Here is a 24815-nt window from a genome sequence, read left to right as displayed (position 1 = left end):
CAATACAGCGAAACATTGCGAAACTGTCATGATCAAACGATCTGCTCTGCCATCAGCCGAAGTCACCGCAAGCCCGCACGTATTTGCTGGCTTTGGCATCATGTGCTTCGGCATGTTCATGGCGATCCTCGATGTGCAGATCGTTGCGACGTCGCTGCCGACGATCCAGAAAGCGGTAGGCATTGCGCCCGACGATATGAGCTGGGTGCAGACCGGCTATCTGATCGCCGAGGTCGTGGCCATTCCACTGACCGGCTTTCTCACGCGCCTGCTCGGCATGCGCTGGTTGTTCAGTGGAGCCATACTAGCATTCTCGCTCGCCTCTCTTGGATGCGCAGCGAGCACTGGCTTCACCGAGTTGATCATCTGGCGAGTCCTTCAAGGCTTTTCCGGCGGCACGCTCATTCCCGCCGTTTTCGCATCTGTCTTTCTGCTCTTTCCTGTTCGGCTGCAGGGCACCGCGACGACGATAGCCGGCGCGCTCGCCGTCCTTGCCCCGACAGTCGGGCCTATCGCCGGCGGCTGGATCACTGAGACTTATTCCTGGCACTGGTTGTTCATGATCAATGTCGGACCGGGGTTGATTGCAGCGATTCTTGGGCTCGCATGGCTTCCACGCGAGCCAGCAGACTGGCGCCTCCTGAAACAGTTCGATTCGTCGTCGCTCATCCTTCTTGCCACCGGTCTTGCGACGCTCGAAATCGCACTCAAGCAGGCACCGCACGATGGCTGGGTTTCGCCACTCATCATCACGCTTTTGACCTGGACCGCTTTGGCCGGGATGATCCTCGTGCGGCGAACTCTTTCCGCAGAGCGGCGGCTGATCGATTTGACGCTGCTGTCCGATCGTAACTTTGCGATAGGATCGGTGTTGAGTTTCATTCTTGGCATTGGACTTTATGGTTCGGTCTATCTCATGCCGCTCTTCCTCGCCTATGTGCGCGGACATAGTGCGCTGGCCATAGGCGAAATCATGCTGGTTACGGGCATTGCGCAGCTTGTGACGGCGCCTGTCGCGGTCGCGCTGGAGCGCAGGTTCGACGCTCGACTATTGACGGCCTTTGGCTTCACGCTCCTGGCCGTCGGACTCGGCCTAAGTGCCCATCAGACGATCAACACAGATTTTCAAGGGATGTTCTGGCCGCAGGTATTCCGTGGAATTGCAATCATGTTCTGCCTGCTGCCGCCAACGCGATTGGCACTTGGGCATCTCCCGGCTGAGCGGGTGCCTGATGCCAGCGCACTCTTCAATCTGATGCGCAATCTTGGTGGAGCTATTGGACTCGCCCTGATTGATACGATTATCTATGGCCTCGCACCGGCGCACGGCAATGCGATTCTAGCGCATCTACAGACTGGGGACGTGGCAACAGCAATTGCAATCGGCATTCCGCCTTCCATGATGACCGCCGGTCCAGCTGCACTCGGTGACCCATCCGTGCGAGCGCTTGTGGCCCCCCTGATCGATAAGGCAGCCTTTGTGGAAACATCCAACCTCGCTTGGGCATCGATCGCCACGGTTTCCATCGTTACACTCGCAGTCTTGCCTTTCATTCGCAGCGCGACAGCGATGTCAGAAGAAGCGCCCAGCATCCCCGCACGGCGGCACATGTCGCACGAGAAGGCATGAGGATGGCCGGATACAGACGATCGTCATGCGCGCTGCAAGGGAGTAAAATACAGGCTTGGCACACCGTCCCGAGCGGGATCCAAAACCGTGCTATCGGTAATTCTTGCGCGGGCTGCAGCAAGGCGACTCATCACCGTGCCGATTGGCACTTGCGTTACCTCGGCGATCTCGCCGTATGACAACCCCTCGACATACGCAAGCCACAGCGCCGTTTTCTGCGCCAATGGCAATCTGTCCGCAAGCAACAGGATCTGGTTGGCCAAGACATGCGCTTCCGTCTGGCGGCCGCCATCGACCATCAGAACACGGTCGGCGTCCACCTGACCTTGTCCTGTCCGCACCCGGCGCGAGCGGACCTCATTGAGCCAGATCGAATGCAGGATCGCGAACAGCCAGCGATCGAGCTGTGTGCCCGCCTGGAACTGGTTGGCGCGTTCGAGTGCGCGGACAAAGGTCGCCTGTACGAGATCGTCAGCGACATCGCGCCGACGCGAGAGCAGAACACCATAACGCCAAAGCCGCGTAAGACAGGTGCTAAGTCCAGCCCTGACCTCGCGCTCACCGGCGGAAATGCTACCTGGATCGACGGCACGGTCGCGGCGACGGTTGGAAGTTCGCGAAACGCTCGGTGACAATGCAGGCGTCAGAATGCATCGAGTATCTGCTGCAGCTGTTGCGAGGCTTGGTGCGCTGGCTTGCATGGGGCGAATGATGTCTATCTCGTAGGAGTGAAAAATAGCCGGCGCTTCGCGGCATTTCGGCGGTCTCCGCGCCGGCATTACTTTCGGTCACTTGAGTGCCATCTGGATGCTGCAAATCGCAGCATCAATAGTCCATCGAGCGGCGGCAGTGGCTTATGCGCAAAAGTGGCCGGGTCGCAGCAATGTTCATCGATCGCTGCACACGCGCTGCTTATAGCCTCGTGGGTGACGACATCGATTTCACACGGCCAGAAAAAGCGATGACATCGGTACAGGAGCACGACAGGACGCGCGCACGCTTGTATAAATAAATGCGGTATCACGCCGCCGCGGGCCTGCGCTGGAACGCATTCACGATCAATGGGACGCTGGCGGAGCCGGATTGGATCAATCACTCTATTCGCGCCTACAACGCTGCGAGGCAGCGCCTAATCGCTTCCGCAGGCAGTGAGAACGCATCCGATTCGAACGTCCCAGCAGCGAAATCAGCGGGAGCTGGAGCGGGCAGCAGAACTGGCACTGAAAGGAACCTTTGATCGCGTCGCCATGGCGGAGCCAATCAAGAGGCTTCAGACCGAACGCGACGAAGTAGCCGCCAAGACGGCTGCACTGGATATCGCGACACCCACAGTTTTCGGTACATCCAGCTTCTGTGAGCAGTACCGCCGCGACCTAGCCGACCTCAAGGCGGTGCTGGCTGACGACACGGACGGGAAAAATGAGAGGCTGATCACCGCCGTCCGTCGCCTATCAGGTAGCGTGACGGTTCGTGCGGTGGCCGGTCAGAAGGGGTTAGGCTGAAATCCGGGGACGGCTTGCCAAACTGATCGGGAACAGTTGATGAGTTGTCGGGGGAATGGTGGTAGCGAGGGAGGGACTCGAACCCCCGACACAAGGATTATGATTCCTCTGCTCTAGCCAGCTGAGCTACCCCGCCGCCGAAACGGCTACAGGCCCGAAGGCCTGAAAGCGTGCCGGGATATAAGGTTCGGACTGAAAACCTGTCAAGCAAAGCTGGCCGATAAACCGACATTGCGGCCGGCTATGCGCAAAAACTGCTATTTTGGCCGCACATTCGGATCGCCGCCGGGGCTGCCGGGCGGCGGGATGACCAGCATCTTGCTGCCGTTGGGTGTCGGGGCTCGGATATCGGGATCGAGCCCAAGCGGCGGACAGATCACGCCATCGGTCCGCGCCAGCTTGTCGCTGAGAGGCTCGTCCGTATCGGGAGCGCGCCCTTCGGTCTCGGGGATGTCGGCATGCGGAAGCTGCTCGCGGTCGGCGCAGGCCTTCGGGTCGAGCTTCGGCGGCGCCGGTTGCGTCGGCACGTCCGGCTCCTTCGGCTGCTGCGCAGAAGACAGCGCGCCGCCCAGAATGACACAAACCAATGCCGCCGGTAAAACGCGAGATGCAAGGCTCATAATTCACTCCCAATCACACACCAACCCAAGGCAAAACCGGTTGGTTCCGATTTCAGGTGGCGTGAGAAAGCGAGAATTTCAGGCGCTTTTGCCGAACCGCATCATCGAGAAATGCCCGAGCGGCGGCATCGGCGTGCGATCGATGACACGCATGCGCGGATTGCGGTCGATCCATTCTTGCAAACGCGCCCATTCGAATTCCGGCCGCCAGCCAAGGCGCCTCGCAATCGGCGCGAACTGCAATTCAACGGTGCGGCGCATGCCGCTTTCGGCGCTGATGTGATTGACGAGGATGATCTCGCCGCCGGGCTTCAGCACGCGCGCGAATTCATCCAGCGCCGCATCCGGGTCCGGCACGGCGGTGATCACATATTGCGCGACCACGACATCGAACGAATCGTCGGGAAAGCCGAGATGGGCGACGTCCATCACCGACAAGACTTCGACATTATCGAGTTTCAATTCGCGCACGCGCGCATGCGCCTTGCGCAGCATCGGCTCGGAAATGTCGATGCCGACCAGCCGGTTCTGGCGCGAATAATCCGGCAGTGAAATGCCGGTGCCGACGCCGACTTCAAGAATGCGACCGCCGATACGCTCGGCCGCGGCAATGGAAGCTTTGCGGCCGCGCTCGAACACGGCGCCGAATACGAAGTCGTAGACCGGTGCCCAGCGGGCATAGGCCTTGGTGATCGTCGATTTGTCGAGCCCCCTCGTCGTCGACATGTCAGCCAGCGGGTCGTGCCGATGCAATCGTGGACGTATCGATTGAGGAACGAGCCGTCATCGCAACTGCGCTGCGGATGAAGCCGCCGCCCAGCACGCGCGCCTGACCATCGGGCGCGTCATAGAACACGCAGGCCTGTCCCGGCGCGACGCCATCCTCGCCATCGACGAGTTCGATCTCGCAGCCGTCGCTGCCGAGCGACAACCAGGCCGGCTGCGGCGCACGGGTCGACCGCACCTTCACGAATACCTCCCGGCGACCGGCATCGAGCGCCTCGGCCAGACGGCCATCGCCGATCCAGTTCACGTCGCGCAGGCCGATGCGGCGCGTGCGCAAGGCATCGCGCGGACCGACAACGACACGTCGCGTATGGGAATCGAGCCGAACCACATAAAGCGGGGTACCGGTGGCAACGCCGAGTCCCTTCCGCTGTCCGATAGTGAAATGAATGATGCCGTTATGGCGGCCGAGCACCTTGCCATCGAGATCGACGATCTCGCCGGGATCGGCCGCCGTTGGCATCAACTTCTCGATGATGTCGGTGTAACGGCCCTGCGGCACAAAGCAGATGTCCTGGCTGTCGTCCTTATCGGCAACTGCGAGCCCAAAGCGCCGCGCGGCTTGCCGTGTCTCCGCCTTGGTGAGATCGCCGAGGGGAAAGCGCAAAATGTCGAGCTGCTCGCGCGTGGTCGCGAACAGGAAATAGCTCTGGTCGCGCTCTTCCTCGCGCGCGCGATAGAGTGCGCGGCCACCGCCGACCAGCGAACGCGACGCGATATAATGTCCGGTCGCCATCACCTGCGCGCCGAGATCCTTGGCGGTGTCGAGCAGATCTCGGAATTTGATCGACTGGTTGCAGGAAATGCAGGGCACCGGCGTCTCACCGGCGACATAGCTCTCAGCGAAGCGATCGATCACTTCTTCCTTGAAACGGGTTTCGTAGTCGAGCACGTAATGCGGAATGCCGAGCGTGCCGGCAACCTGGCGCGCATCGTGGATGTCACGGCCGGCGCAGCAGGCGCCCTTGCGGTGCGTCGCCTCGCCATGATCGTAAAGCTGCAGCGTGACGCCGACGACGTCGTATCCCTCCGCCGCCAGCAATGCCGCGGTGACGGACGAATCCACACCGCCCGACATCGCGACGACGACGCGGGTGTCCTGTGGACGGCTGTCCAGACCCAGTGAATTCATCATGAAGGTTGCGGCCGCTGCCGCACTCCTTGGAATTGTTCGTTCTTGCCGCCGATCTCTCGGACAGGTTCTACCGTTGCAACGGGGCGCAAGGCAATCGAAGCCCACATATAGGAAGCCCAACTGGGAATTTCTTGCCGGGGGAGCGAAAAGTCGTGCCGATCGCGCCTCGGCCACGGCCCCTCAGCCAATTGATTTCATTGCATTTTTTTGTCACGCCGGCTGGCGCATGGCTTGCAACGCCTTCTTTTGAACGATCAGAAATTCCGGAGGCCAAAGCGTGACCAGCGTTGCATCAGAAGCATTCGCCTTGCTGAACCGACCATCGCCATCGTCCCGCGCTGCATCATCGAAAATGGGCCAGTCCGAGGGCGGCTTCGCCGATCTGATCGAAAGCCAGGCCGAGCGTCATGACATGCCCAAAACGGGCCGGCCGGAGCGGCACGAACGCGTCTCATCACGCCGGATCGACCGCGAAGCGCCGGCAGACAAGCCTGCGCCCGCAGAACCCACCAGAAACGAGGCTAAAGTGGCGGAAACTGTGGAGGATTCCGCCGAAAAGACGGTCGAAACAGGCAATAGCGCGAAAACAGTCAGTGAATCCGCTCCGGCAACCGAAAGTGAAGCCGATGCCCCCCTGGTTGTGGCCGGCATTGTTCCAGTCCCGCTGGTCGACCTCACCGCTGTAGCACCTGCCATCGTGGTTGTGGCCGCGCCGGTCACCGCGGCGCCGGTCGAAAGCCCGACAGTTCCGGCGGAGGTTGTGCCGCTTCCAACCGCTGCCGCACCAACTCCGACTGCAATCCCCGCACCTGCCACACCGGACGCGGCACCGGGCCAGCAACAGCAGAGCAATGCGACAGGCGAAACCGCAGCGCCTGCCGAAACCACGGCGGATTCCACCACGACACCGGCCGTTCCTGGACAACAAGCCGCCGCAGCCAATGCCGCCCCGCAGGCCAAAGCGCAGATGGCTCCAAAAACCGAAAAAACCGCGGCTGACGATACCACAGACGCTGAAGCCGGCGCGGTGACAGCGCAAGCCGAAACACCGGACGATGCAGCGAAACACGCAAAGCAGCCGGCCGTTCAAAACGCGGCAACAGCTCAAGCTCAGACCAATACCGACAAACCGGAATTGAAGACCGAGCACGGCTTCAAGCCGGATGACTTTGCGGCGGCGCCCAAGCTCGCTCCCGACCATACCGCGTCGCAAGTCCCGATCCACATGCCCGCGCATGCGACGGCAGCGACGGCGGCGACACCGCAGGCATCACCTGTCACGACCGCTCAAGCGGTCCCGGTCAATGCGATCGCCGTCGAAATCGCCGGACAGGCCAAGGCTGGCAATTCGCGTTTTGAGATCCGCCTCGATCCGCCGGAACTCGGCCGTATCGACGTCCGCCTCGATGTCGATCGCGACGGCAACGTCACCTCACGCCTCGTGATCGAACGGGCCGACACCTACGACCTTCTCCGCCGCGATCAATCGACCCTCGAACGCGCATTACAGCAGGCCGGTCTCAAGACATCTGACAATGCTCTCGAGTTTTCGTTGCGAGATCAGGGCTTCGCGCAGCAACGCCAGAATGACGATACGCAGCGTGGCGTTCGGGCTCTCGTTGCAGAGAGCGACATCATACCAAGCGAAGCAGCCAACGGCTATGCACGGCTGCTGGGCGGGCGCAGCGGCGTCGACATCCGCGTGTGACATAAAGGACAACAACAATGGCAACAACATCCGGCATTGGCAACAACGTCACCACCACGATCAATGACAGCCTCAAGAGCACCGCGACAACGTCGCTCGCCGACAACTTCACCACCTTCCTGCAATTGCTGACGACCCAGCTCAAGAACCAGAACCCGCTCGATCCGCTGGATACCAATCAGTTTACCCAGCAGCTTGTGCAGTTCGCGCAGGTCGAGCAGCAATTGAAAGGGAACGACCAACTGGCTTCGCTCGTCACGCTGCAACAGAGCGCACAGTCCACGCAGGCGCTTGGATTTGTCGGCCACATCGTTGCACTCGATGGCGAAACCTCCCGCCTCGAGAATGGCAGCGCAGGCTGGAGCTTCAATTCTTCGAAACCCGCGACAGCAACGATCAACATCCTCAATTCCGTCGGCGCTACCGTTTATTCCGGCACATTCTCTCTCAATGCCGGCGTCCAGAACTTCGTGTGGGATGGCCGCAATACATCGGGCGTGATGCAGCCCGACGGCGACTACAAGATGTCGATTACCGCGAAGGACGCGACAGGCCAGACCGTCGCCGTCGCAACCGAAGTTCAGGGCGTTGTCGATTCAGTCGATGTCTCGAAAACACCACCGGTCTTGAATGTTGCCGGCAAGGATTACACGCTCGACAAGATCAAACGCGTTGTTCGGTATGTCGCGCCGACGCCGGAGCCTGAACCAGAGACGCCTGAAACAGAGGCACCTGCTTCGTAAATCAGATTGCAACGCAACCAGCATCTTAACAAGCGATTAAGACGTTGCTTCACGACATTTCGTTGACAAGCATTTCTGATTTGAGTGTTGCGCTTAGGCAAATCTTAAGCGGCCGACGCTACATTCCAGGGAGTTTGTCGGTTGAGTGTGTGAGTGAAGCAATGACCGAACCTCATCGCCCGAGGGTCAAATATGTCATCGGGCCGGACGGTTCTCCGCTAACGATTGCGGATTTACCGCCGCCTTCGACCAAGCGTTGGGTGATCCGCCGCAAAGCGGAAGTCGTTGCGGCCGTTCGCGGCGGCCTCCTGTCGCTGGAAGAAGCATGCCAGCGTTATACGCTGACGACTGAAGAATTTCTGTCGTGGCAGTTCTCGATCGAGCAGCATGGCCTTGCCGGTTTGCGCACGACGCGCATCCAGCAGTATCGGCAGTAACGACCCGTTAAAGTCTGTTAGCGGAATCTGAATAGCGACGCGGCCTCCCGCGGAGGCGGCGTTATTTGCTTTGGCGATCGTGTCCGGCATCAGCTCAAGGCACACATCGCCTCCGCACCTACGAGAACGGCTTGTTCATCCCATGGCGCTAGCGTTGGCAATGTCGGAGGAGATCATTTTCCTTTGGCAATGTCATCTTCCCGTTTGGAAGTTGGGCGGATAAACTCGCCGGGATTTCGTCTGGAGCGCCTCATGACCCTCAGGACTGTTATTTTTGCCGCCGCCACCCTTTTGATGGCCCTTGTCCCGGCCTCCGCTCGCCAGCTTGCCGTTGGAGCCGCCGCCGGGTTTATCGAGCCACCGGGCTATAGGGCGGTGCCGGTCTATGTCTGGCCGAATGGCGGCCGCTGGACCCCGGTCGACACCACCATGGGCTACCCGTTCCGCGAACCGATCTACTCCACGCCCCGCGGCTACAGGTATGTCTATGTCCGGGGCTATTACTGGAAACGGGTCCCAAATCCCTATGCGCCGCGTGTCTATAAGCGTGTGGTCAAGGCGTCCTATGCCAAACCGCGCCGCCGGGGCGGCCCCTGCATCACCGACATCGGCAATGGCCGATACCAATTTTGCAGCCGCTTCTACTGAAGACAACGCATACTCACGGAACGGACGAAGGCGGGGGCTCATCACCCGCCTTTTTTCATGCCTCGATCAGCAAAAGCTAACAAACGTTAACGGCGTTAACCGATTGGAAACCATATACGCGGCAAATATTGCCGGGTTGAGGCGCGCGATGGCGCGTCGGGGGGAACTGATCGGTGCAAGGTCTGGTCGATTTCATCAAAACGTTAGGCGCTACGCGCGTCATGGCAATGGCCGCCGTCGCGGTCGCGCTGGTCGGCTTTTTCGGCTTCATCATTCTACGGGTCACAGCCGTGCCGATGACGCCGCTCTTTACCGACCTCACCTTCGAGGATTCGTCGGCCATCGTCCGCGATCTGGAGCGCCAGGCGATCCCGTACCAGGTGCGCAATGACGGTGCGATCATCCTCGTCCCGAAGGACGCGGTCACCCGCCTGCGCATGAAGCTGGCCGAAAGCGGCCTGCCCAAGGGCGGCGGCGTCGGCTACGAAATCTTCGACAAGTCCGATTCGCTTGGTGCCACGAGCTTCGTCCAGAACATCAATCACCTGCGCGCGTTGGAGGGCGAACTTGCCCGTACCATCCGCAGCATCGATCGCGTCGCCGCGGCGCGCGTGCATCTGGTCCTGCCGGAACGCCCGCTCTTCTCACGCGAGCGGCAGGAACCGTCGGCCTCAATCGTGCTGAAATTGCGCGGCGGGCTTGAAGCTCAGCAGGTCCGCGCGATCCGTCACCTCGCCGCCTCGGCCGTCAACGGTCTCAAGCCCACACGGGTCTCCGTTGTCGATGAAACCGGCCGGCTTCTTGCCGACGGCGCCGACGAAGAGGGCGGTCTCGGGACCGGCGCCGATGAACGCAAGGTCGCCTTTGAGCGGCGGATGCGCGAGCAGATCGACAATATCGTCTCGTCAGTGGTCGGACCGGGCCGCGCGCGCGTGCAGCTCACCGCCGACTTCGATTTCAACCGCATCACCCAGACGACCGACAAGTTCGATCCGGAAGGCCGCGTGGTGCGGTCGAGCCAGACACGCGAGGAAACGCTTGCCTCCACGGAAGCACGCGACGGCCAGGTCACCGTCGGCAATGAATTGCCGGGCGCCGGTCAGAACCGTCAAGGAGCCGGCGGCGCGGACAATGCCAACAAGAGCGACAACCGCAAGAGCGAGGAAATCGTCAATTACGAGATTTCCCGCACCACAAAGACCGAAGTGATCGAGGGCGGCCGGGTCAACCGCATCTCTGTCGCCGTCCTCGTCGACGGCACCTACGCAAAGAATGACAAGGGCGAATCGATCTACACGCCGCGCGAAAAGGAAGAGCTGGATCGCATCGCCGCTCTGGTGCGTTCAGCCATTGGTTTCGACCAGAAGCGCGGCGACCAGGTTGAAGTCGTCAACCTGCGCTTCGCCGAAACACCGCAGAACCTGATCAGTGAGCCGAAAGGCTGGATGGATCTGGCGCAGTTCACCAAGGAAGACATCATGCGCGGTATCGAGCTGGCGGTGATGAGCCTGCTCGGCCTGATCGTGTTGTTCTTCGTCGTACGCCCGCTCGTGCGCAAGATCGTCACGCCCGACAAGCCGGCACGGCTTTCTGACGGCACCGTAACTGGCGGCCTTCTGCCCGGCGCGGCCGGCAGTCCGGGTGTCGAACTCGTCAGCGGCGAAGCCATCGCCATCTCCAATCACACCTCGAACATGATCGATATCGCCCAGGTTCAAGGCCAGGTGCATGCCCAGTCGGTGCAGAAAGTCGGCGAGCTCGCCGATCGCAATCCGCACGAGACCGTCGCGATCATCCGTCAATGGCTGCATGAAGCGGCGTAACCGGACGTATTGAAATGTCATCTGCTACCGAAAAGAACCGCGGTGATATCGCCACCGTCATGGCCACACTGGCGGGCCGGCAAGGCGAAGGCACAAAGCCGAGCCGCAATCTAAAGGGGCCTGAACGCGCGGCCGTGCTGATGCTCGCGCTCGGCGATCAATATGGCGGCAAGATCTGGGAATTGCTCGACGACGACGAATTGCGCGAATTGTCGATCGTGATGTCGACGCTCGGCACCGTTGAAGCCGAACTCGTCGAAGGCCTGCTGCTCGAATTCGTCAGCCGGTTGTCCGCCTCCGGCTCACTGATGGGCAATTACGAAGCCACCGAACGCCTGCTGAACCAATTTCTGCCGTCCGATCGCGTCGGCGGCATCATGGACGAAATCCGCGGCCCCGCCGGCCGCAACATGTGGGAGAAGCTCTCCAACGTCCAGGAAGACGTGCTGGCGAATTATCTGAAGAACGAATATCCGCAGACCATCGCCGTCGTGCTGTCGAAGCTGCGACCGGAACATTCAGCCCGCGTGCTGGCGATCCTTCCAGAAGACATTGCGCTCGATGTCGTCAATCGCATGCTACGGATGGAAGCCATCCAGAAAGAAGTCATTGATCGCGTCGAACAGACGCTACGCACCGAATTCATGTCCAATATTTCCAAGTCACGCCGGCGCGATGCGCACGAAGTGATGGCGGAAATCTTCAATAATTTCGACCGCCAGACCGAAACCCGCTTCCTCACGTCGCTGGAAGAAGACAATCGCGACAGCGCCGAACGCATCAAGGCGCTGATGTTCACCTTCGACGACCTGATCAAGCTCGACGCCGGCTCGGCACAGACGCTGATGCGCCATATCGACAAGGACAAGCTTGCCATCGCACTCAAGGGCGCGAACGAAGCCGTGCGGCAGTTCTTCTTCTCCAACATGTCCTCGCGCGCGGCCAAGATGCTGACCGACGACATGAGCGTGCTGGGCGCGGTGCGTCTGCGCGATGTCGACGAAGCCCAGGTGCTGCTCGTCAATCTGGCCAAGGACTTGGCGGCGAAGGGCGAACTCGTCATTTCCAAGCAGCGCGGCGATGAGGAGCTTGTCTATTGATGAGCGCTCCCGCGAAATTCCTGTTCGATATCGATTTCGACGCACCGAAGGTCGCCAACACCATTCCGCTCGCCGACCATCAGGCAAAGCTCGAAGACGCCGAGACAAGCGGCTATCGCAAGGGTTTCAGCGCCGGCCAGCAGGAAGCGCAGGGCGAAACCGCCCGGCGGCTCGCCGTCGCGATGGAGGATATCGCCCGTTCGCTCAACACGCTGACGCGAGGATTGTCGGGCGTCGAGCAACGTGTCGAAGCCGAGGCGATCGAAGTCGCGGTGACGACCGGGCGCAAGCTCGCCTCCGCCTTGATCGAACGTGAGCCCTTCGCCGAGATCCAGGCGCTCGCCGCCGGCTGTTTCCGCGAGCTCGTGGCGACGCCGCATGTCGTCGTGCGCGTTCATGACACACTCTATGCCGAAGCCCAGACGCGCCTTGCCGAAATCGCCCGCCAGACCGGCTTCGATGGCCGCATTGTTGTCCTGGCGGAGCCCGACATCGGCATCGGCGATTGCCGCATCGAATGGGCGGATGGCGGCATGACCCGCGATCGCGCCGCAACAGATGCGCAAATTGAAGACACGGTCCGGCGCTTCGTGCAGGCCCGGCGAGAGACTTCCGACATTTCGTTGAAAGGCAGCAAGCAATGAGTGACGTGCCGTATCCAAATCTCGAACCCGGCGCAACACCGCCGATCGACATGAGTCTTTCGCCGGCCGGCGAGCCCGAGAATACGGGTAAGACTGCCGCCGATCTCGAAGCCATCTTCGACGTTCCGGTGCAGGTCTCGGCCGTGCTCGGCCGCTCGCGCATGGATGTCAGCGAATTGCTGCGGCTTGGACCGGGCGCTGTGCTCGAGCTCGACCGCAAGGTCGGTGAAGCGATCGATATTTACGTCAATAACCGGCTCGTCGCCCGCGGCGAAGTCGTTCTGGTTGAAGACAAGCTCGGCGTGACGATGACGGAAATCATCAAAGCGGATCGATGATCGGAACGAGAGTGGCGAAAAGTGAATAGCGAATAGAACAAGACAAGCGCCGACACTGCCGTTCGCTATCCATCATTTCGTCACTCCCATTAGGGAGCTGGAAAGGAGAACAAGAACATGCGACTGCTCATCGTTGGAACACTCAAGGGTCAGCTGACGCTCGCCACCAAATACGCGATGGATAAAGGCGCGTCGGTGATGCATGCGGATACGGCCGATCAGGCGTTGGCCGTGTTGCGTTCAGGCCGTGGCGCCGATCTTCTGATGGTGGATGTCGCGATCGACATCGCGGCGCTCGTGATGCAACTCGCGAGCGAGCATATTCATGCACCGATCGTCGCCTGCGGCATTGAGAATAACGCCAAAGCCGCTGTCGCTGCGATCCACGCCGGCGCCAAGGAATACATCCCGCTACCGCCCGATCCGGAAATGATCGCGGCCGTGCTCGCCGCCGTCGCCAACGACGACCGCGAGATGGTCTGGCGCGACGAGAGCATGGGCCACGTGGTCAAGCTCGCCCAGCAGATCGCCGGCTCCGACGCCTCGGTGCTGATCACCGGCGAAAGCGGCACCGGCAAGGAAGTGCTGGCGCGTTATGTCCACACGCGCTCCAAGCGCGCCAAGAAACATTTCATCAGCGTCAATTGCGCCGCCATTCCGGAAGCGCTGCTGGAATCGGAATTGTTCGGGCACGAGAAGGGCGCCTTCACCGGAGCGGTCGCACGCCGTATCGGCAAATTCGAGGAAGCCAATGGCGGCACGCTGCTGCTCGACGAAATCTCCGAAATGGATGTGCGACTGCAGGCCAAGCTGCTGCGCGCGATCCAGGAGCGTGTGATCGACAGAGTCGGCGGCACCAAGCCGGTGCCGGTCGACATCCGCATCATCGCCACCTCGAATCGCAATCTCGCCGAGGCGGCACGCAACGGCTCGTTTCGCGAAGACCTCCTGTTCCGGCTCAATGTCGTGAACCTGAAAATCCCGCCGCTTCGGCAGCGGCCGCAGGATGTGCTGGCCTTGGCCGAGCACTTCATCGACAAATATTCAAAGGCCAACGGCCTCCCGCCCCGGCCACTGTCGAACGATGGACGCAAGGCGTTGTCGCTCAATCCCTGGCCGGGCAATGTGCGTGAGTTGGAGAACACGCTGCATCGCGCAGTGCTGCTCACCAGCGGAGTTGAAATCGGCCCCGATGCGCTGATGACGCCGGATGGCCAGCGGCTGGACGCCGCACCACAATCGGCCGCAGCGACGCATGCCGCCGCTGCCGCCGAACAGGTGACGCGCGCCTTCGTCGGCCGCACCGTGGCCGATGTCGAACGCGATCTCATCCTCGAGACCCTGAAACATTGCCTCGGCAACCGCACCCATGCGGCCAACATTCTCGGCATCTCGATCCGCACATTGCGCAACAAGCTGAACGAATATGCCGGCGACGGCGTCGCGGTGCCACTGCCGCATGGCGGCGACGTGCGGATGGCGGGATAGTACGGTCTCGCGTCCCGGACGCATCGCAGCACAAGCAAAGCGCAGTGCTGCGATGCTGAACCGGGACCGACACCATCATGGGTCCCGGCTCGGCGGCGCGCCGCGCCCGGGACACGAGGGCGTATCATGACCATTATCTACAAAATTGTTCCCGCCTCGCTCTGGCAGGACGCGCAGGAAGCCGGTGTCTTCGCCGGCTCCGAAGTCGATCTGAGGGACGGCTACATCCATTTCTCGACCGCACAGCAGGTCGTCGAAACGGCGGCAAAGCATTTTGCGGGTCAGCGCGATCTTGTTCTGCTGCATATCGACGCCGATCTTCTCGGCGACGCACTGAAATGGGAGCCGTCACGCGGCGGTGCGCTGTTTCCGCATCTGTATGATAAACTTGATGTCGCACAGGTGCTGTGTGTCGATCCGCTGCCGCTTGGCGATGATGGGCGGCACGTCTTTCCTCCGCTCGCATAAAAAAAGCCGAGGGCATGCCCTCGGCTTTTTCTCATCGTTGTCTTATCGCATCACGCATGCGCGAGGCGCGCCCGCGACAGCGGCCAGTTCACCGCATAAGCGCCTGCCCCGATCAGCGCCTGCACGATCGAGGCGACGATCAGGAAAGCGGGATACTCCCAGCCGCCATTGGCCGCGGAGAACACCCAGCCATTCGGCAGATGCACGGCCAAGGCTCCGAACAACACCGGCAAGCCAGCGAGAGACACAAGCCGCACCTGGAAGCCGATCAGAAGCGCAATACCCGCCAGCAATTCGGCAGCAACGACAACATAGGCGGTCCAGGCCGGAAAGCCCTGCGCACTGAAAAAAGCCGCTGTGCCGGGAAGCGTGAACACGAAAATCTTGAGCAGGCCATGCGCAAGATACATCGTGCCAAGAGCAAGGCGCAGCACGAGGGCGCCATATTCGGTGGTGTTCGTCATGGTTCGTCTCTGATGTTGGGGATACGTTTGCGGTGAATTGGATGGTGGCTATCTAGCCTTTGCTATCTCGCAATGCTATGAGCGTTAATGCCAGCCGTATTTGCAAATTTGCAAGAAGCCGCCGATGGCCTTTGTTTGGGATGACCTGCGTTTCGTGCTCGCCATTGCGCGCTTCGGCAATCTAGCCGCGGCGGCCAATGCACTCGGCGTCAATCATTCGACGATCTTCAGGCGGCTCAACGCGCTTGAAAAGGACATCGGCTCCAAATTGTTCGAGCGGCTGGCGGTCGGTTATCGTCCGACGGAAGCCGGCCAACGCCTGATCGAAGCGGCCGAGCGCATGGAGGCCGAAGCGTTGGCGCTTGACCGCGAACTCAGCGGCCGCGACACACGGCTCAGTGGGCAACTTCGCGTCACCTGTTCAGAAACCTTGGCGGCGCGCGTGCTGATGCCATTAATCGCCGGCTTTCGCAGTCAGCACCCCGGCATTCTCGTCGACCTCCTGATCGAGAACCGCGTCATCGATATGGCGCGACGAGAGGCGGATGTGGCCCTCCGCGCAATGCGGCCCTCGCAAGGCGATCTGTTCGGCCGCAAGATCGCGGATGTGCAATGGAGCTTCTTCGCCTCGGCCGGTTATCTGAAGACACATGGCACGCCGAAGACGCTCGCCGATCTCGACAAGCATGCGGTGATCGGCTGGGCCGAAAATGACACCCACACCAAGGCCGGCGCCTGGATTGTCAAGAATGTCCCTGCATCCAGCATCGGCTTTCGCGCCAATGGCTTCGTCAATCAGTTCGTCGCCGTTCGCGACGGGCTTGGCCTCGCGCTGCTTCCCGTGTACCTCGCCGCCGGTGAGAAGAACGTCGTGCCAATGCTCGGGCGCATTAAGGATCTGGTGACCGAGATGTGGATCGTGACCCATCGTTCGCTGAAGGATACTGCGCGGGTGCGTGCCTTCATGGACAATGTTGGCGACGGTGTGAAACGCAGGATCGCGGAGTTGAGCGCATGATTGGCCGGTCTTTTGTTGCGATGTCGCTTGCGACGATGGCGCTGAGCGGAGCAGCCAACGCATCCGACACCAAATCATTCAAGGATTGGTACGCGGCCTGCGACAATCTGCGAAACTGCTCGGCTTATGGTTTTAGCACCGATTTGGGAGGAGCTCTCGGTTATCTGCGGATCGAGCGCGGGGGTGCCGCCAATGCGCCGATCAAGATCACGCTCTCCGTCGATCCGAACGGTGCGGCAAGCTACCGGATTGCATTCGATCCCGCGCTCCCCGGCTTGCCGGATGGCGCGCTCTCGGGAAAAGAAGGCGAAGGCAATGACTATCGCCGGACCGTGCTCGCTGAGGGCGCATCGGCCCAGGCGCTCATCGATTCTATCCGCAAGGCCAAATCCATTGTCGTCACCTTGACGCCTGCAGCCGGCAAGACACTCGATACGCCGACCGCCAATGTGTCGATGTCGGGCGCCGCGGCGGCCTTGCTCTGGATCGACGACCAGCAAAAGCGCGTCGACACGGTCACGGCGATGATCAGGCGTGGCGCAAAGCCGGCCTCCAGCATTCCGGCGCAGCCGAAAGCGCCGGTGATCGTTGCGGCCAAACCGACCACAGAAAAACCACCGGCCAGACAGCCGGCCGGCCTTGAGGCCAAGGGCCGCGCCCTGTGCGGCGAGAGCGATCCGAAATCAAAGATGGAAGAGATGTATGCACTCGGCGGCGGCCAGGTGCTTTACGAATTCTCCTGTCCGGAAAACAGCGGCGCCTACAATTTCCAGTCTGTCTACATGATCGGCCCGGCGAACAACCCGCAAGCTGCACGCGCCGTATCCTTCAAATGGCCGGTCAAGGTCGGCGGTGTCGACCAGGACGGACTGCAGGACGGCCTGATCAATGCCGGTTTCAACGAAGCGACCATGACGATCACCAGCTTCAGCAAGGGCCGCGGCATCGGCGATTGCGGCAGCGAGGACGAGTGGGTCTGGGATGGCAAGGCCTTCCGGCTCGCCCAATCCCTCCTCATGTCGGAATGCAACGGTGTGCCGCTGGATGACTGGCCGGTCGTGTATCGGGCGCAAGTCCAGCGTTAGAACCTTGCGCCAGGTGGGGCACCGGTTCGCGTCAAGAAAACGCGCCACGCCATGACCGCTTCGATCCCGGAGCGGGCCTTTATCAGCCGGTCGATGCGGCGGTGAAAACCGCCAATTGAGCGTCGAAGGCACGCTTGTAGGCTGGCCGCGCTTCACCGCGGGCGACATAGGCCGCGAGGTTCGGATAATCCTCCAGGAGACTCGACCCTTTCAGCCTCAGCAGCACCGTCACCATCAGCAGGTCACCGGCGCTGAACGCACCATCGAGCCAGTCGGCATCGCCGAGGCGATTGGAAAGATCGCCCAGCCGTTTGCGGATGCTGTCTTCGAGGACACGCAGGCGCTGCTCATACCAAGGCTCGTCGCGTTCAAGGATCCTCACGAGGGCACGGTCGAAGATCGGCGGCTCCACCGTGTTGAGCGCGGCAAACATCCACGCGATCGCGCGCGCCCGGGCATTCGCATCATCTGGCAGCAGGCCCGCATGGCGCTCGGCGATATGGAATACGATCGCCCCTGACTCGAACAGGGCAAGATCGCCGTCTTCATAGGTCGGAATCTGTCCGAAAGGATGAAGGGCGAGGTGCGCGGGCTCTTTCATCGCTTTGAACGAAAGAAGACGAACGTCGTAAGGCTGGCCCACTTCTTCGAGCGCCCAGCGAACGCGCATATCACGCGCCAGACCCTGACCGCGATCGGGCGAGCGTTCAAAGGCGGTAATGATGGGGATCATTGGACGGCTCCAGCTGATGGCATGACTCAAGGACCGATCATCGTATTCCGAGAGCCGCTGTACCGCTGTGATCGCGCATTCATGGGGCTATGTGCTGAAAGCCCGGCTCAAACCAGTCCAGACGAATTCTAAAGTAATCGATCATTTGATACTTTCTAAACTGAGGGCAGCTTTAAGTATCTCAAAATAATGCTTGCACCATCCCACGTATTCGGTTAAAAGCGACAAAGTAATTCTTGCCGGCTGTATTATGAGCCCCTAATAATCCCTGCAAATGGGGATGGGGGACTTGTATGTTTTCGCGTGTCGTCGGCACTGCTATGGCAGCCTGTATCGTCGGCTCTCCGGCTTTTGCACAGCAGACTCAAAGCCAGCAGAATCAATTGTCATCATCGCCAATTGCACTCGACGATATCGTCGTGACGGCCGCGCGTGCCGATCGAAAGGTCGCCGATACACCTGCGACGGTCTATGTCGTGGATCGCGCCACGATCGAAAAACAACTGGAGTTCGAGAACAGCGCGTCCGCGCTTCTCGGCAAGACAGTGCCCGGTTATTCGGTCTCGAACGAGACGATTTCCGGCGCCTCCGAATCGTTCCGCGGACGCGACCTTCTGGTGATGCTCGACGGCGTGCCGCTGAACACGCCGCTGCGCGACGTCAGCCGCATCCTCTCGCTGATCGACCTCAATGCGGTCGAGCGCGTGGAAGTGGTGGCCGGCGCATCAAGCCTTTACGGCGCCGGCGCCACCGGCGGCACCGCGAACTTCATCACCAGACGCTCCACCGATGGCGGACCCAGGCTGACGACCAACACATCGGTGCGCGCCTTCACCGCCAATATCGGCTCATCGCTGCGGCCGGAAGCGTCGGCCAGCCTCACCGGCAAGGCGCCGAATGGCTGGGACTATGTCATGATCGGCACCGGCCGCTTCGCCAACAAAACCTATGACGGCGCGGGCCGCGAATTGCCGTCCGACCAGTTTCTCGGTCAGGGCGGCGGCGACCGCTACAGCAATGCCAATTTCCTCGGCAAGTTCGGCTACGACCTCGCGGACGGCAAGCGGTTCGAAATCCAGGGCGCCTACTTCTACCTCAATCAGCAGCCGGCCTATATGACGACATATGGGCCGCCCTATTCGCAGCCCAATTTTGCGGCGCCGTATACCGGGCAGGATATCGGCGAGAACACCGTCAGTCTCTCGACCCGCTACACCGACGCCAATTTCGCGCTCGGTAACCTGTCTCTGCTTGGTTTCTACAACAGCATCGAGAAATCCTTTCCCTTCTCGACACTCGATCCGCGCTTCAATTCGGTCGTCTACTATTCCGGCAATATCGCCAACCCGACAGCGCCATATAACCAGACCGTGCTGAACGCCAGGCGCAGCGGTATCAACCTGACAATCGACACGCCACTCGATCCTTTCATTCGGGGTGCGAAGTTCACCTGGGGCGCCGATTTTGTCGACGACAGCACCAGCCAGCAATTGTCGAATGGCGAAGACGTCTTCAATCCGATGAGCCAGCGCAGTTATGCGGGCTTTGGACAGTTGCAGATTCCGCTTGGCGAGCGTGTCACCTTGCGCGGCGGCATGCGCTATGAACATTTCGATCTGAAAGTCGATGATTTCGTGCGTCCGCTGGCTTTCCTGCAGATCGGCAACCTGTTTGCCGTAATGCCCAAACTGCCAGTGGAGGGCGGAAACTTCGGCTATGGCGCACCGACCTTCAATTTCGGTGCCACATACAAGATCACGCCCGACATCGAGCTGTATGGCAATTTCAGCCAAGGCTATGCGCTGCCGGATATCGGCGCCTACACGCGCCGCGCCGGACTGAACTTCGCGAGCACTGCCCAGGCCCTGCCCTATACCTGCGGCATCAACAATCCGGTTGTCTGCACGACGAACCGCAGCATCAGCTACGCCCAGCTTGGCCTCGAGCCGCAGATCGTGGAAAGCCAGGAAATCGGCATCCGCTGGGGCGGCCCTGTGTTCCGCGGCAACATCGTCGGTTTCGTCAGCCGCTCGGACAAAGGTGTGAACTTCGATCCGGCCACCAACACTATTGCGCAGCAGAAGGAAAAGATCTCCGGCGTCGAAGGCACCGCCGAAGTCACCGTCAATCCCAATCTGGCGGTCGGCACCGTGCTCGCCTATCGCGAAGGGCGCGTGGACACCAACAACGATGGCATTCTCGACAGCTATCTGCAGAACAACCGGATCTCGACGCCCTTCCATGGCACGATCTACAGCGACATCCGCTTTGACAACGGGGCCGTTCTGCGGCTGGAGGGCCTGGGCTTCAGCGGCCGCGATCGCAAGGTCAATCTGGCCGGCAATCACTACAAGCTTGAGTCCGGCCAGACCATGAATGTCTCGCTCAGCGTTCCCCTCTGGGGCGGCACCGCCTATGTCGGCGTGCAAAACCTGTTCGACGAAGTCTATCAGAATCCGACGGCAACGGCGACGCGCCAATATGCTCCCGATGTCACCAATCCGGTCTATGCTTTCGGACGGACGGTGTCGGTGGGCTTCCGCAAGACGTGGTGACGCAATGGTCGATCTGGAAATCAAACCGAACAGGCTGGTGACGCTGCGCTATCACATTCCCTATGTGGACGATGACGAATATTACTATCTGCAGGGCCTGAAACGCATCGGCGCGATCGAGGAGCCCTTCTATCTGCTATGCATGTTCGGCGATGGACGCACGCTGTCGCCGGCCGGCGAGCGCGAGCAGGCTTTGTGGTTCAAGGCCAACCGCGCCACCATGCGCGAGCGCTGCCGCGCCATCGCCATCGTGCGCGACAAGGTCACGCCGAAAAGCGTCGAAGTGTTCCGCAAGCTGTTCGAGGTGCCGCTGATCGGCGCACGCGATGAACGCGAAGCCAAGCATTTCCTCGAAACCATCGCCGGGCATACGCTGTGAGCGCAGCGACCTCGGCAATGGCGACGGACGAGCGGCCCCGCAGCAGGCGCGACCGCTTCCGCCTGTTTTTCATTCTCGCCGGTCTCTATCTCGCCCAGTCGATCCCGAGCTACCTCTTCGCGGCCGCGCTGCCGCCGATCCTGCGCCAGTCCGGCGTGTCGCGCAGCGCCATCGGGCTGATCGCCATTCTGTTTCTGCCGCTGGTGCTGAAATTTCTCTGGGCGCCCTATGTCGACCGCATTCGCCCGATGGCGCGGCGGCATCGCGCCGGATGGATCATCATCACGCAACTGGGCACCATCGCATGCCTTGTCGTGCTCGCCTTCACGCCGCCGACCCGCATCGAATTCGTGCTGGCGATCGGCTTCGTCGCATCGCTGTTGATCTCGACACAGGATATCGCGACCGACGGCTATGCCACCAAGTTTCTTCCAGAGGGTGATCGCGGCATCGGCAATGCGATCCAGGGCGGCGCGATAGCGCTGGGTGTCGTGATCGGCGGCACGATGGCGCTTGTTCTGTATGACCGCATTGGCTGGACGGTCACCGTGCTGATCATCGCCGCCATCTCGGCACTGCCGCTGCTGGCCGCCTTGGCCATGCGCGAAGGCGATCCGGCAGGAGCGGCCGCAAACCAGCCCCGGCCCTCGATCCTCGCCTTCCTGAAGCGGCCGGAAGCGCGCGCCATCCTCGTGGTTGCGCTGATCTATCGCGCCAGCGAAGGATTGGTGAAAGCGATGGAGGGGCCGTATCTTGTCGATCGCGGCGTGCCGCTGGACTGGATCGGCTATATTTCCGGCGGCGGCGCGGCGACCGCCGGACTTGCCGGATCGGCCATCGCCGCCATCCTGTTGCGCAAGATCGGCAATGCTGGCGTGCTTGCGTTGCTCGGCGGTTTGCGGACGCTTTGTTTCCTCTTGTTCGCCTCTCATGCTTTCGGGTGGATCGCCGGCTATACGCCGCTGTTCGGCGCGGCGCTGTTTCAGACACTGATCCGCTACATGGAGATCGTCGCGCTGTATTCGCTGTTCATGTCGGTGTCGTCGTCCGACCAGCCCGGCACCGATTTCACCATCCTCTCCTGCGCACAATTGATCGTTTTTCTCATCGGCAGCCTACTGGCGGGCGTCCTCGCGGACCGGCTGGGATACGGCGTCCTGTTCATGCTGGCGACGGCGCTATCGGCGGCGGCGGTGATTGCAACGACTTCCCTTTTGAAAAGCTACGGCATGCGCGCGCCCGCGCCTTACATCAGACCATAGCCTCGGCGTGATGCCGATTACGGCGCCTTGGCCGGACTGAGTTTCAGCCGCTTCACCGCCTCGCTGTAGCGGACCAGATCGTCCTGCATGAATGTGCGGTATTGTGCCGTGCCGTTCTCCTGCAAGTCGATCCCGAGCGCCAGCATGCGCTCGGTCACATCGGGTTCGCGCAAGGCCTTGGCCGCAGCCGCCTGAATGCGGGCCACGATCGGCGCCGGCAACCCGGCCGATGCCTGCAGGCCGATCATGGTCGCGATATCGAATCCCTTGTAACCGAGTTCATCGCAGGTCGGCACCTTCGGCAAGGACGGCGAACGCTTCAGGATGCTGACGCACAACGCCTTCAGTTTGCCGGTCTCGATCAGCGCGATGACATTGGGGAAGCCCGACCAGCCAGCCTGGATTTCGCCGGTCAGCAAGCCGTTCACCAGCGCGGTACCGCCGCGATAAGGCACGTGCAACAGGTCGATGCCCGCACGCTCCTCGAACAGCGCCATCGTCAGGTGATGGATCGAGCCATAACCGGCCGAGCCATAGCTCAGTTTGCCCGGCTGCGATTTCGCGAGCTTGACGAATTCGTCGAGTGTCTGCGCCGGCACCGACGCAGTGACCACCAGCACGGTCGGCACCGTCGCCAATGCTGTGATCGGCGTGAAATCCTTCAGCGGGCTGTAGCCGACATCGGGATTGAGTGCGACGTTGATGGCGAGCCCGCCGGAATCGCCGAGCATCAGCACATGGCCATCAGGCTGCGTTGCCGCCACCATCTTGGCTGCAACAACGCCTCCTGCGCCCGGCACATTCTCGACCACGAATGGTTTGCCGAGACTGTCGGACAGTTTCTGCGCCAGCAACCGCGCCAGCACGTCGGGATTGCCACCCGGTCCGGCGGTCGCGATCAGCCGCACTGGCCGCGATGGATAAGTATCGTCCGCATGAGCCAGCGGCGATAATAACAATGACAAGAGAACCAACAGGCCGATCGTCGACAATCGGGTCACAGGCATCTCCTCCGATTTTTATCATTCTCGCGCCGTCCTTTTGACGGCTTGCGCAGTCTTTTGGAATCTTACGCGGTTCCCCAGATTTCCTTGGCAACATCAACGACAAGCTGAAGCTTTTCCGACTGGATCTTCGGTGTGACCGGATTGCCGGTATCGACGCTGGCAAAGCCGCATTGCGGACTGATCGCCAGCCGGTCGAGATCGATAAAACGAACGGCATCGTCGATGCGCGTCCGCACCGTATCCCTGTGCTCGATCACCGGCAGCTTGGATGAAATCAGCCCGAGGATCACCATCTTGTGGCGTGGCACGAAGCGCAGCGGCGTGAACGTGCCGGCGCGCGGCGTATCGTATTCGAGGAAATAGAATGGAATATCGAGCGCGTTGAACAAGCGGTCGGCGACGGAATCGTAACTGCCCTGCGCATGCCATTGTCCGCCGCGATTGCCGCGGCACAGATGCATACCGATACGCAATGACTTCGGCGCGGCGCGCAACACCTGATTGGTGACGTCGATATAGGTGTCGATCAGCGCATTCCAGTCGTCTCCGCGCGCCGCCAGCGTCGCCTGCACTTCCGGATCGCCGAATTTGGCGAACGCGGTCTCGTCGATCTGGATGTAACGGCAGCCGGCTGCGGCCAATGCATTCAATTCCTTGGTGAAGGCCTCGACCGTATCGCTCCAGAACGTATCCATGTCGCGATAGGCATGCGCCTTTACCGCCCGATCGCCACCCCGGAAATGCAGCGCGCACGGCCCCGGAATGGTGATCTTCGGCATCAAGTCGCTATTGGCGGCGAGAAACCTGTAATCATCGACATTGATGGGATGCGTCCATTGCACCCGGCTCTTGATCAGGGCCAGCGGCTGCGCGCCGCGTTTGCCGGCCTCGTTGTTGTCGGCGCCGGCAATCGGCTCGCCGCCCACGACATCGATGGTGATGTCGCCGAGTTGCCGGTAAAAGAAGCTGTGATAGGAACGGCGGCGGAATTCGCCGTCAGTGACGAAGCGCAGGCCAAGCTGCTTCTGCAATGCAATCGCTTCAAGGATTGCTGTGTCTTCCGCTGCGGTCAGCTCGCTCTGCGTAATCTCGCCGCGCGCGAATTTCCCTCGCGCCTCCAACAATTCCTTGGGACGCAAGAGGCTGCCAATATGCTCGGCGCGAAACGGCGGCTCATGCTGTGGCGCAGCACGCTGCGATGTCCGTTCCAGTTGCGCTGCCTGCTCGCTCACATCGGCCTCC

General features: G+C 61.0%; 25 protein-coding genes and 1 tRNA gene. 17 read left to right on the top strand and 9 right to left on the bottom strand.

What is annotated here, in order from left to right; genetic code table 11:
• Nucleotides 1-28 precede the first annotated feature (28 nt).
• Entirely contained in the window at nucleotides 29-1630 is a 1602-nt protein-coding gene (locus CAK95_RS15405) for a DHA2 family efflux MFS transporter permease subunit (RefSeq protein ID WP_086088698.1), read from the top strand.
• 23 nt (nucleotides 1631-1653) lie between these two features.
• Here the strand turns inward: CAK95_RS15405 and CAK95_RS15400 are convergent, their stop codons facing one another.
• The gene (locus tag CAK95_RS15400) at nucleotides 1654-2331 is read right to left on the bottom strand and encodes an RNA polymerase sigma factor (RefSeq protein WP_086088697.1); all 678 of its coding nucleotides are present in this window, start codon (nucleotides 2329-2331) and stop codon (nucleotides 1654-1656) included.
• A 546-nt stretch (nucleotides 2332-2877) separates the two neighbouring features.
• On the opposite strand from CAK95_RS15400, the gene CAK95_RS15395 reads away from it, so the two are divergent.
• Nucleotides 2878-3132, top strand: coding sequence for a hypothetical protein (locus tag CAK95_RS15395; protein WP_086088696.1), 255 nt, complete (start codon nucleotides 2878-2880; stop codon nucleotides 3130-3132).
• 59 nt (nucleotides 3133-3191) lie between these two features.
• Here CAK95_RS15395 and CAK95_RS15390 read toward each other — a convergent pair.
• The 4 genes from CAK95_RS15390 to mnmA form a co-directional block, all read right to left on the bottom strand.
• Nucleotides 3192-3268 (bottom strand) — tRNA-Met (locus tag CAK95_RS15390).
• Nucleotides 3269-3389: 121 nt separating this feature from the next.
• Nucleotides 3390-3752, bottom strand: a complete 363-nt coding sequence (locus CAK95_RS15385; RefSeq protein WP_086088695.1) for a hypothetical protein — start codon at nucleotides 3750-3752, stop codon at nucleotides 3390-3392.
• 78 nt (nucleotides 3753-3830) lie between these two features.
• Complete coding sequence (locus CAK95_RS15380) at nucleotides 3831-4478, bottom strand: class I SAM-dependent methyltransferase (protein ID WP_086088694.1); 648 nt, start codon at nucleotides 4476-4478, stop codon at nucleotides 3831-3833.
• A gap of 1 nt (nucleotide 4479) precedes the next feature.
• Entirely contained in the window at nucleotides 4480-5673 is a 1194-nt protein-coding gene (gene mnmA / locus CAK95_RS15375) for a tRNA 2-thiouridine(34) synthase MnmA (protein WP_086088693.1), read from the bottom strand.
• A 277-nt stretch (nucleotides 5674-5950) separates the two neighbouring features.
• Here mnmA and CAK95_RS15370 point away from each other — a divergent pair, with 277 nt between their 5' ends.
• From CAK95_RS15370 to CAK95_RS15325, 10 genes are all read left to right on the top strand, one after another.
• A complete protein-coding gene (locus tag CAK95_RS15370) occupies nucleotides 5951-7381 on the top strand; it encodes a flagellar hook-length control protein FliK (protein ID WP_086088692.1) in 1431 nt (476 codons plus the stop codon).
• Between the two features lie 17 nt (nucleotides 7382-7398).
• Nucleotides 7399-8124 (top strand): flagellar hook assembly protein FlgD, encoded by a 726-nt coding sequence (locus CAK95_RS15365; RefSeq protein WP_086088691.1) that lies wholly within the window; start codon nucleotides 7399-7401, stop codon nucleotides 8122-8124.
• 161 nt (nucleotides 8125-8285) lie between these two features.
• Nucleotides 8286-8561 (top strand): CtrA inhibitor SciP, encoded by a 276-nt coding sequence (gene sciP / locus CAK95_RS15360; protein ID WP_086088690.1) that lies wholly within the window; start codon nucleotides 8286-8288, stop codon nucleotides 8559-8561.
• Nucleotides 8562-8813: 252 nt separating this feature from the next.
• On the top strand, nucleotides 8814-9209 hold the full coding sequence (locus CAK95_RS15355) for a hypothetical protein (protein WP_086088689.1): 396 nt from the start codon (nucleotides 8814-8816) through the stop codon (nucleotides 9207-9209).
• A gap of 173 nt (nucleotides 9210-9382) precedes the next feature.
• Nucleotides 9383-11032, top strand: a complete 1650-nt coding sequence (fliF, locus tag CAK95_RS15350) for a flagellar basal-body MS-ring/collar protein FliF (RefSeq protein WP_086088688.1) — start codon at nucleotides 9383-9385, stop codon at nucleotides 11030-11032.
• Between the two features lie 14 nt (nucleotides 11033-11046).
• A complete protein-coding gene (gene fliG, locus CAK95_RS15345) occupies nucleotides 11047-12132 on the top strand; it encodes a flagellar motor switch protein FliG (protein WP_086088687.1) in 1086 nt (361 codons plus the stop codon).
• Entirely contained in the window at nucleotides 12132-12776 is a 645-nt protein-coding gene (locus CAK95_RS15340; RefSeq protein WP_086088686.1) for a FliH/SctL family protein, read from the top strand. The genes fliG and CAK95_RS15340 overlap by 1 nt, the downstream gene beginning before the upstream one ends.
• On the top strand, nucleotides 12773-13114 hold the full coding sequence (gene fliN / locus CAK95_RS15335; protein WP_086088685.1) for a flagellar motor switch protein FliN: 342 nt from the start codon (nucleotides 12773-12775) through the stop codon (nucleotides 13112-13114). Before CAK95_RS15340 ends, fliN begins: the two co-directional genes overlap by 4 nt.
• Before the next feature lie 117 nt (nucleotides 13115-13231).
• Nucleotides 13232-14602 carry a sigma-54-dependent transcriptional regulator FlbD gene (gene flbD, locus CAK95_RS15330; RefSeq protein ID WP_086088684.1) on the top strand — a complete coding sequence of 457 codons (1371 nt, stop codon included), beginning with the start codon at nucleotides 13232-13234 and terminating at the stop codon, nucleotides 14600-14602.
• 126 nt (nucleotides 14603-14728) lie between these two features.
• The gene (locus CAK95_RS15325; protein WP_086088683.1) at nucleotides 14729-15070 is read left to right on the top strand and encodes a DUF952 domain-containing protein; all 342 of its coding nucleotides are present in this window, start codon (nucleotides 14729-14731) and stop codon (nucleotides 15068-15070) included.
• Between the two features lie 50 nt (nucleotides 15071-15120).
• On the opposite strand, the gene CAK95_RS15320 is transcribed toward CAK95_RS15325, so the two are convergent.
• Nucleotides 15121-15534, bottom strand: coding sequence for a DoxX family protein (locus tag CAK95_RS15320; protein WP_086088682.1), 414 nt, complete (start codon nucleotides 15532-15534; stop codon nucleotides 15121-15123).
• Nucleotides 15535-15658: 124 nt separating this feature from the next.
• Here CAK95_RS15320 and CAK95_RS15315 point away from each other — a divergent pair, with 124 nt between their 5' ends.
• Together CAK95_RS15315 and CAK95_RS15310 are read left to right on the top strand one after the other, a co-directional pair.
• A complete protein-coding gene (locus tag CAK95_RS15315; RefSeq protein ID WP_086088681.1) occupies nucleotides 15659-16552 on the top strand; it encodes a LysR family transcriptional regulator in 894 nt (297 codons plus the stop codon).
• Nucleotides 16549-17637, top strand: a complete 1089-nt coding sequence (locus CAK95_RS15310) for a DUF1176 domain-containing protein (protein WP_086088680.1) — start codon at nucleotides 16549-16551, stop codon at nucleotides 17635-17637. Before CAK95_RS15315 ends, CAK95_RS15310 begins: the two co-directional genes overlap by 4 nt.
• Nucleotides 17638-17719: 82 nt before the next feature.
• Here the strand turns inward: CAK95_RS15310 and CAK95_RS15305 are convergent, their stop codons facing one another.
• Nucleotides 17720-18370, bottom strand: a complete 651-nt coding sequence (locus CAK95_RS15305; RefSeq protein ID WP_086088679.1) for a glutathione S-transferase family protein — start codon at nucleotides 18368-18370, stop codon at nucleotides 17720-17722.
• 293 nt (nucleotides 18371-18663) lie between these two features.
• On the opposite strand from CAK95_RS15305, the gene CAK95_RS15300 reads away from it, so the two are divergent.
• From CAK95_RS15300 to CAK95_RS15290, 3 genes are read left to right on the top strand one after another with little or no spacing between them, the layout of a single operon-like run.
• Nucleotides 18664-20925, top strand: coding sequence for a TonB-dependent receptor (locus CAK95_RS15300; RefSeq protein WP_245303417.1), 2262 nt, complete (start codon nucleotides 18664-18666; stop codon nucleotides 20923-20925).
• 4 nt (nucleotides 20926-20929) lie between these two features.
• Nucleotides 20930-21304, top strand: a complete 375-nt coding sequence (locus tag CAK95_RS15295; RefSeq protein ID WP_086088678.1) for a hypothetical protein — start codon at nucleotides 20930-20932, stop codon at nucleotides 21302-21304.
• 17 nt (nucleotides 21305-21321) lie between these two features.
• A complete protein-coding gene (locus tag CAK95_RS15290; RefSeq protein WP_086088677.1) occupies nucleotides 21322-22566 on the top strand; it encodes an MFS transporter in 1245 nt (414 codons plus the stop codon).
• A gap of 17 nt (nucleotides 22567-22583) precedes the next feature.
• Here the strand turns inward: CAK95_RS15290 and CAK95_RS15285 are convergent, their stop codons facing one another.
• Entirely contained in the window at nucleotides 22584-23567 is a 984-nt protein-coding gene (locus tag CAK95_RS15285) for a Bug family tripartite tricarboxylate transporter substrate binding protein (protein WP_157699636.1), read from the bottom strand.
• 68 nt (nucleotides 23568-23635) lie between these two features.
• A complete protein-coding gene (locus tag CAK95_RS15280) occupies nucleotides 23636-24805 on the bottom strand; it encodes a 5-methyltetrahydropteroyltriglutamate--homocysteine S-methyltransferase (protein ID WP_157699635.1) in 1170 nt (389 codons plus the stop codon).
• Nucleotides 24806-24815 lie beyond the last annotated feature (10 nt).

Origin of the sequence: Pseudorhodoplanes sinuspersici, from assembly GCF_002119765.1 — a bacterium.
GTDB lineage: Bacteria > Pseudomonadota > Alphaproteobacteria > Rhizobiales > Xanthobacteraceae > Pseudorhodoplanes > Pseudorhodoplanes sinuspersici.
This window is presented reverse-complemented; position numbering and strand designations above follow the sequence as displayed.

Excerpts from the sequence above, each read along its gene's own strand:
- CAK95_RS15295 (WP_086088678.1), top strand. The coding sequence starts at position 20,930 with ATGGTCGATCTGGAAATCAAACCGAACAGGCTGGTGACGCTGCGCTAT.
- CAK95_RS15315 (WP_086088681.1), top strand. The coding sequence starts at position 15,659 with ATGGCCTTTGTTTGGGATGACCTGCGTTTCGTGCTCGCCATTGCGCGC.
- CAK95_RS15305 (WP_086088679.1), bottom strand. The coding sequence starts at position 18,370 with ATGATCCCCATCATTACCGCCTTTGAACGCTCGCCCGATCGCGGTCAG.
- fliN (WP_086088685.1), top strand. The coding sequence starts at position 12,773 with ATGAGTGACGTGCCGTATCCAAATCTCGAACCCGGCGCAACACCGCCG.
- fliG (WP_086088687.1), top strand. The coding sequence starts at position 11,047 with ATGTCATCTGCTACCGAAAAGAACCGCGGTGATATCGCCACCGTCATG.
- CAK95_RS15400 (WP_086088697.1), bottom strand. The coding sequence starts at position 2,331 with ATGCAAGCCAGCGCACCAAGCCTCGCAACAGCTGCAGCAGATACTCGA.
- CAK95_RS15365 (WP_086088691.1), top strand. The coding sequence starts at position 7,399 with ATGGCAACAACATCCGGCATTGGCAACAACGTCACCACCACGATCAAT.
- CAK95_RS15310 (WP_086088680.1), top strand. The coding sequence starts at position 16,549 with ATGATTGGCCGGTCTTTTGTTGCGATGTCGCTTGCGACGATGGCGCTG.
- CAK95_RS15340 (WP_086088686.1), top strand. The coding sequence starts at position 12,132 with ATGAGCGCTCCCGCGAAATTCCTGTTCGATATCGATTTCGACGCACCG.
- CAK95_RS15405 (WP_086088698.1), top strand. The coding sequence starts at position 29 with ATGATCAAACGATCTGCTCTGCCATCAGCCGAAGTCACCGCAAGCCCG.
- mnmA (WP_086088693.1), bottom strand. The coding sequence starts at position 5,673 with ATGATGAATTCACTGGGTCTGGACAGCCGTCCACAGGACACCCGCGTC.
- CAK95_RS15385 (WP_086088695.1), bottom strand. The coding sequence starts at position 3,752 with ATGAGCCTTGCATCTCGCGTTTTACCGGCGGCATTGGTTTGTGTCATT.
- CAK95_RS15395 (WP_086088696.1), top strand. The coding sequence starts at position 2,878 with ATGGCGGAGCCAATCAAGAGGCTTCAGACCGAACGCGACGAAGTAGCC.
- CAK95_RS15380 (WP_086088694.1), bottom strand. The coding sequence starts at position 4,478 with ATGTCGACGACGAGGGGGCTCGACAAATCGACGATCACCAAGGCCTAT.
- CAK95_RS15290 (WP_086088677.1), top strand. The coding sequence starts at position 21,322 with ATGGCGACGGACGAGCGGCCCCGCAGCAGGCGCGACCGCTTCCGCCTG.
- flbD (WP_086088684.1), top strand. The coding sequence starts at position 13,232 with ATGCGACTGCTCATCGTTGGAACACTCAAGGGTCAGCTGACGCTCGCC.
- CAK95_RS15355 (WP_086088689.1), top strand. The coding sequence starts at position 8,814 with ATGACCCTCAGGACTGTTATTTTTGCCGCCGCCACCCTTTTGATGGCC.
- CAK95_RS15320 (WP_086088682.1), bottom strand. The coding sequence starts at position 15,534 with ATGACGAACACCACCGAATATGGCGCCCTCGTGCTGCGCCTTGCTCTT.
- CAK95_RS15325 (WP_086088683.1), top strand. The coding sequence starts at position 14,729 with ATGACCATTATCTACAAAATTGTTCCCGCCTCGCTCTGGCAGGACGCG.
- sciP (WP_086088690.1), top strand. The coding sequence starts at position 8,286 with ATGACCGAACCTCATCGCCCGAGGGTCAAATATGTCATCGGGCCGGAC.
- CAK95_RS15300 (WP_245303417.1), top strand. The coding sequence starts at position 18,664 with ATGTTTTCGCGTGTCGTCGGCACTGCTATGGCAGCCTGTATCGTCGGC.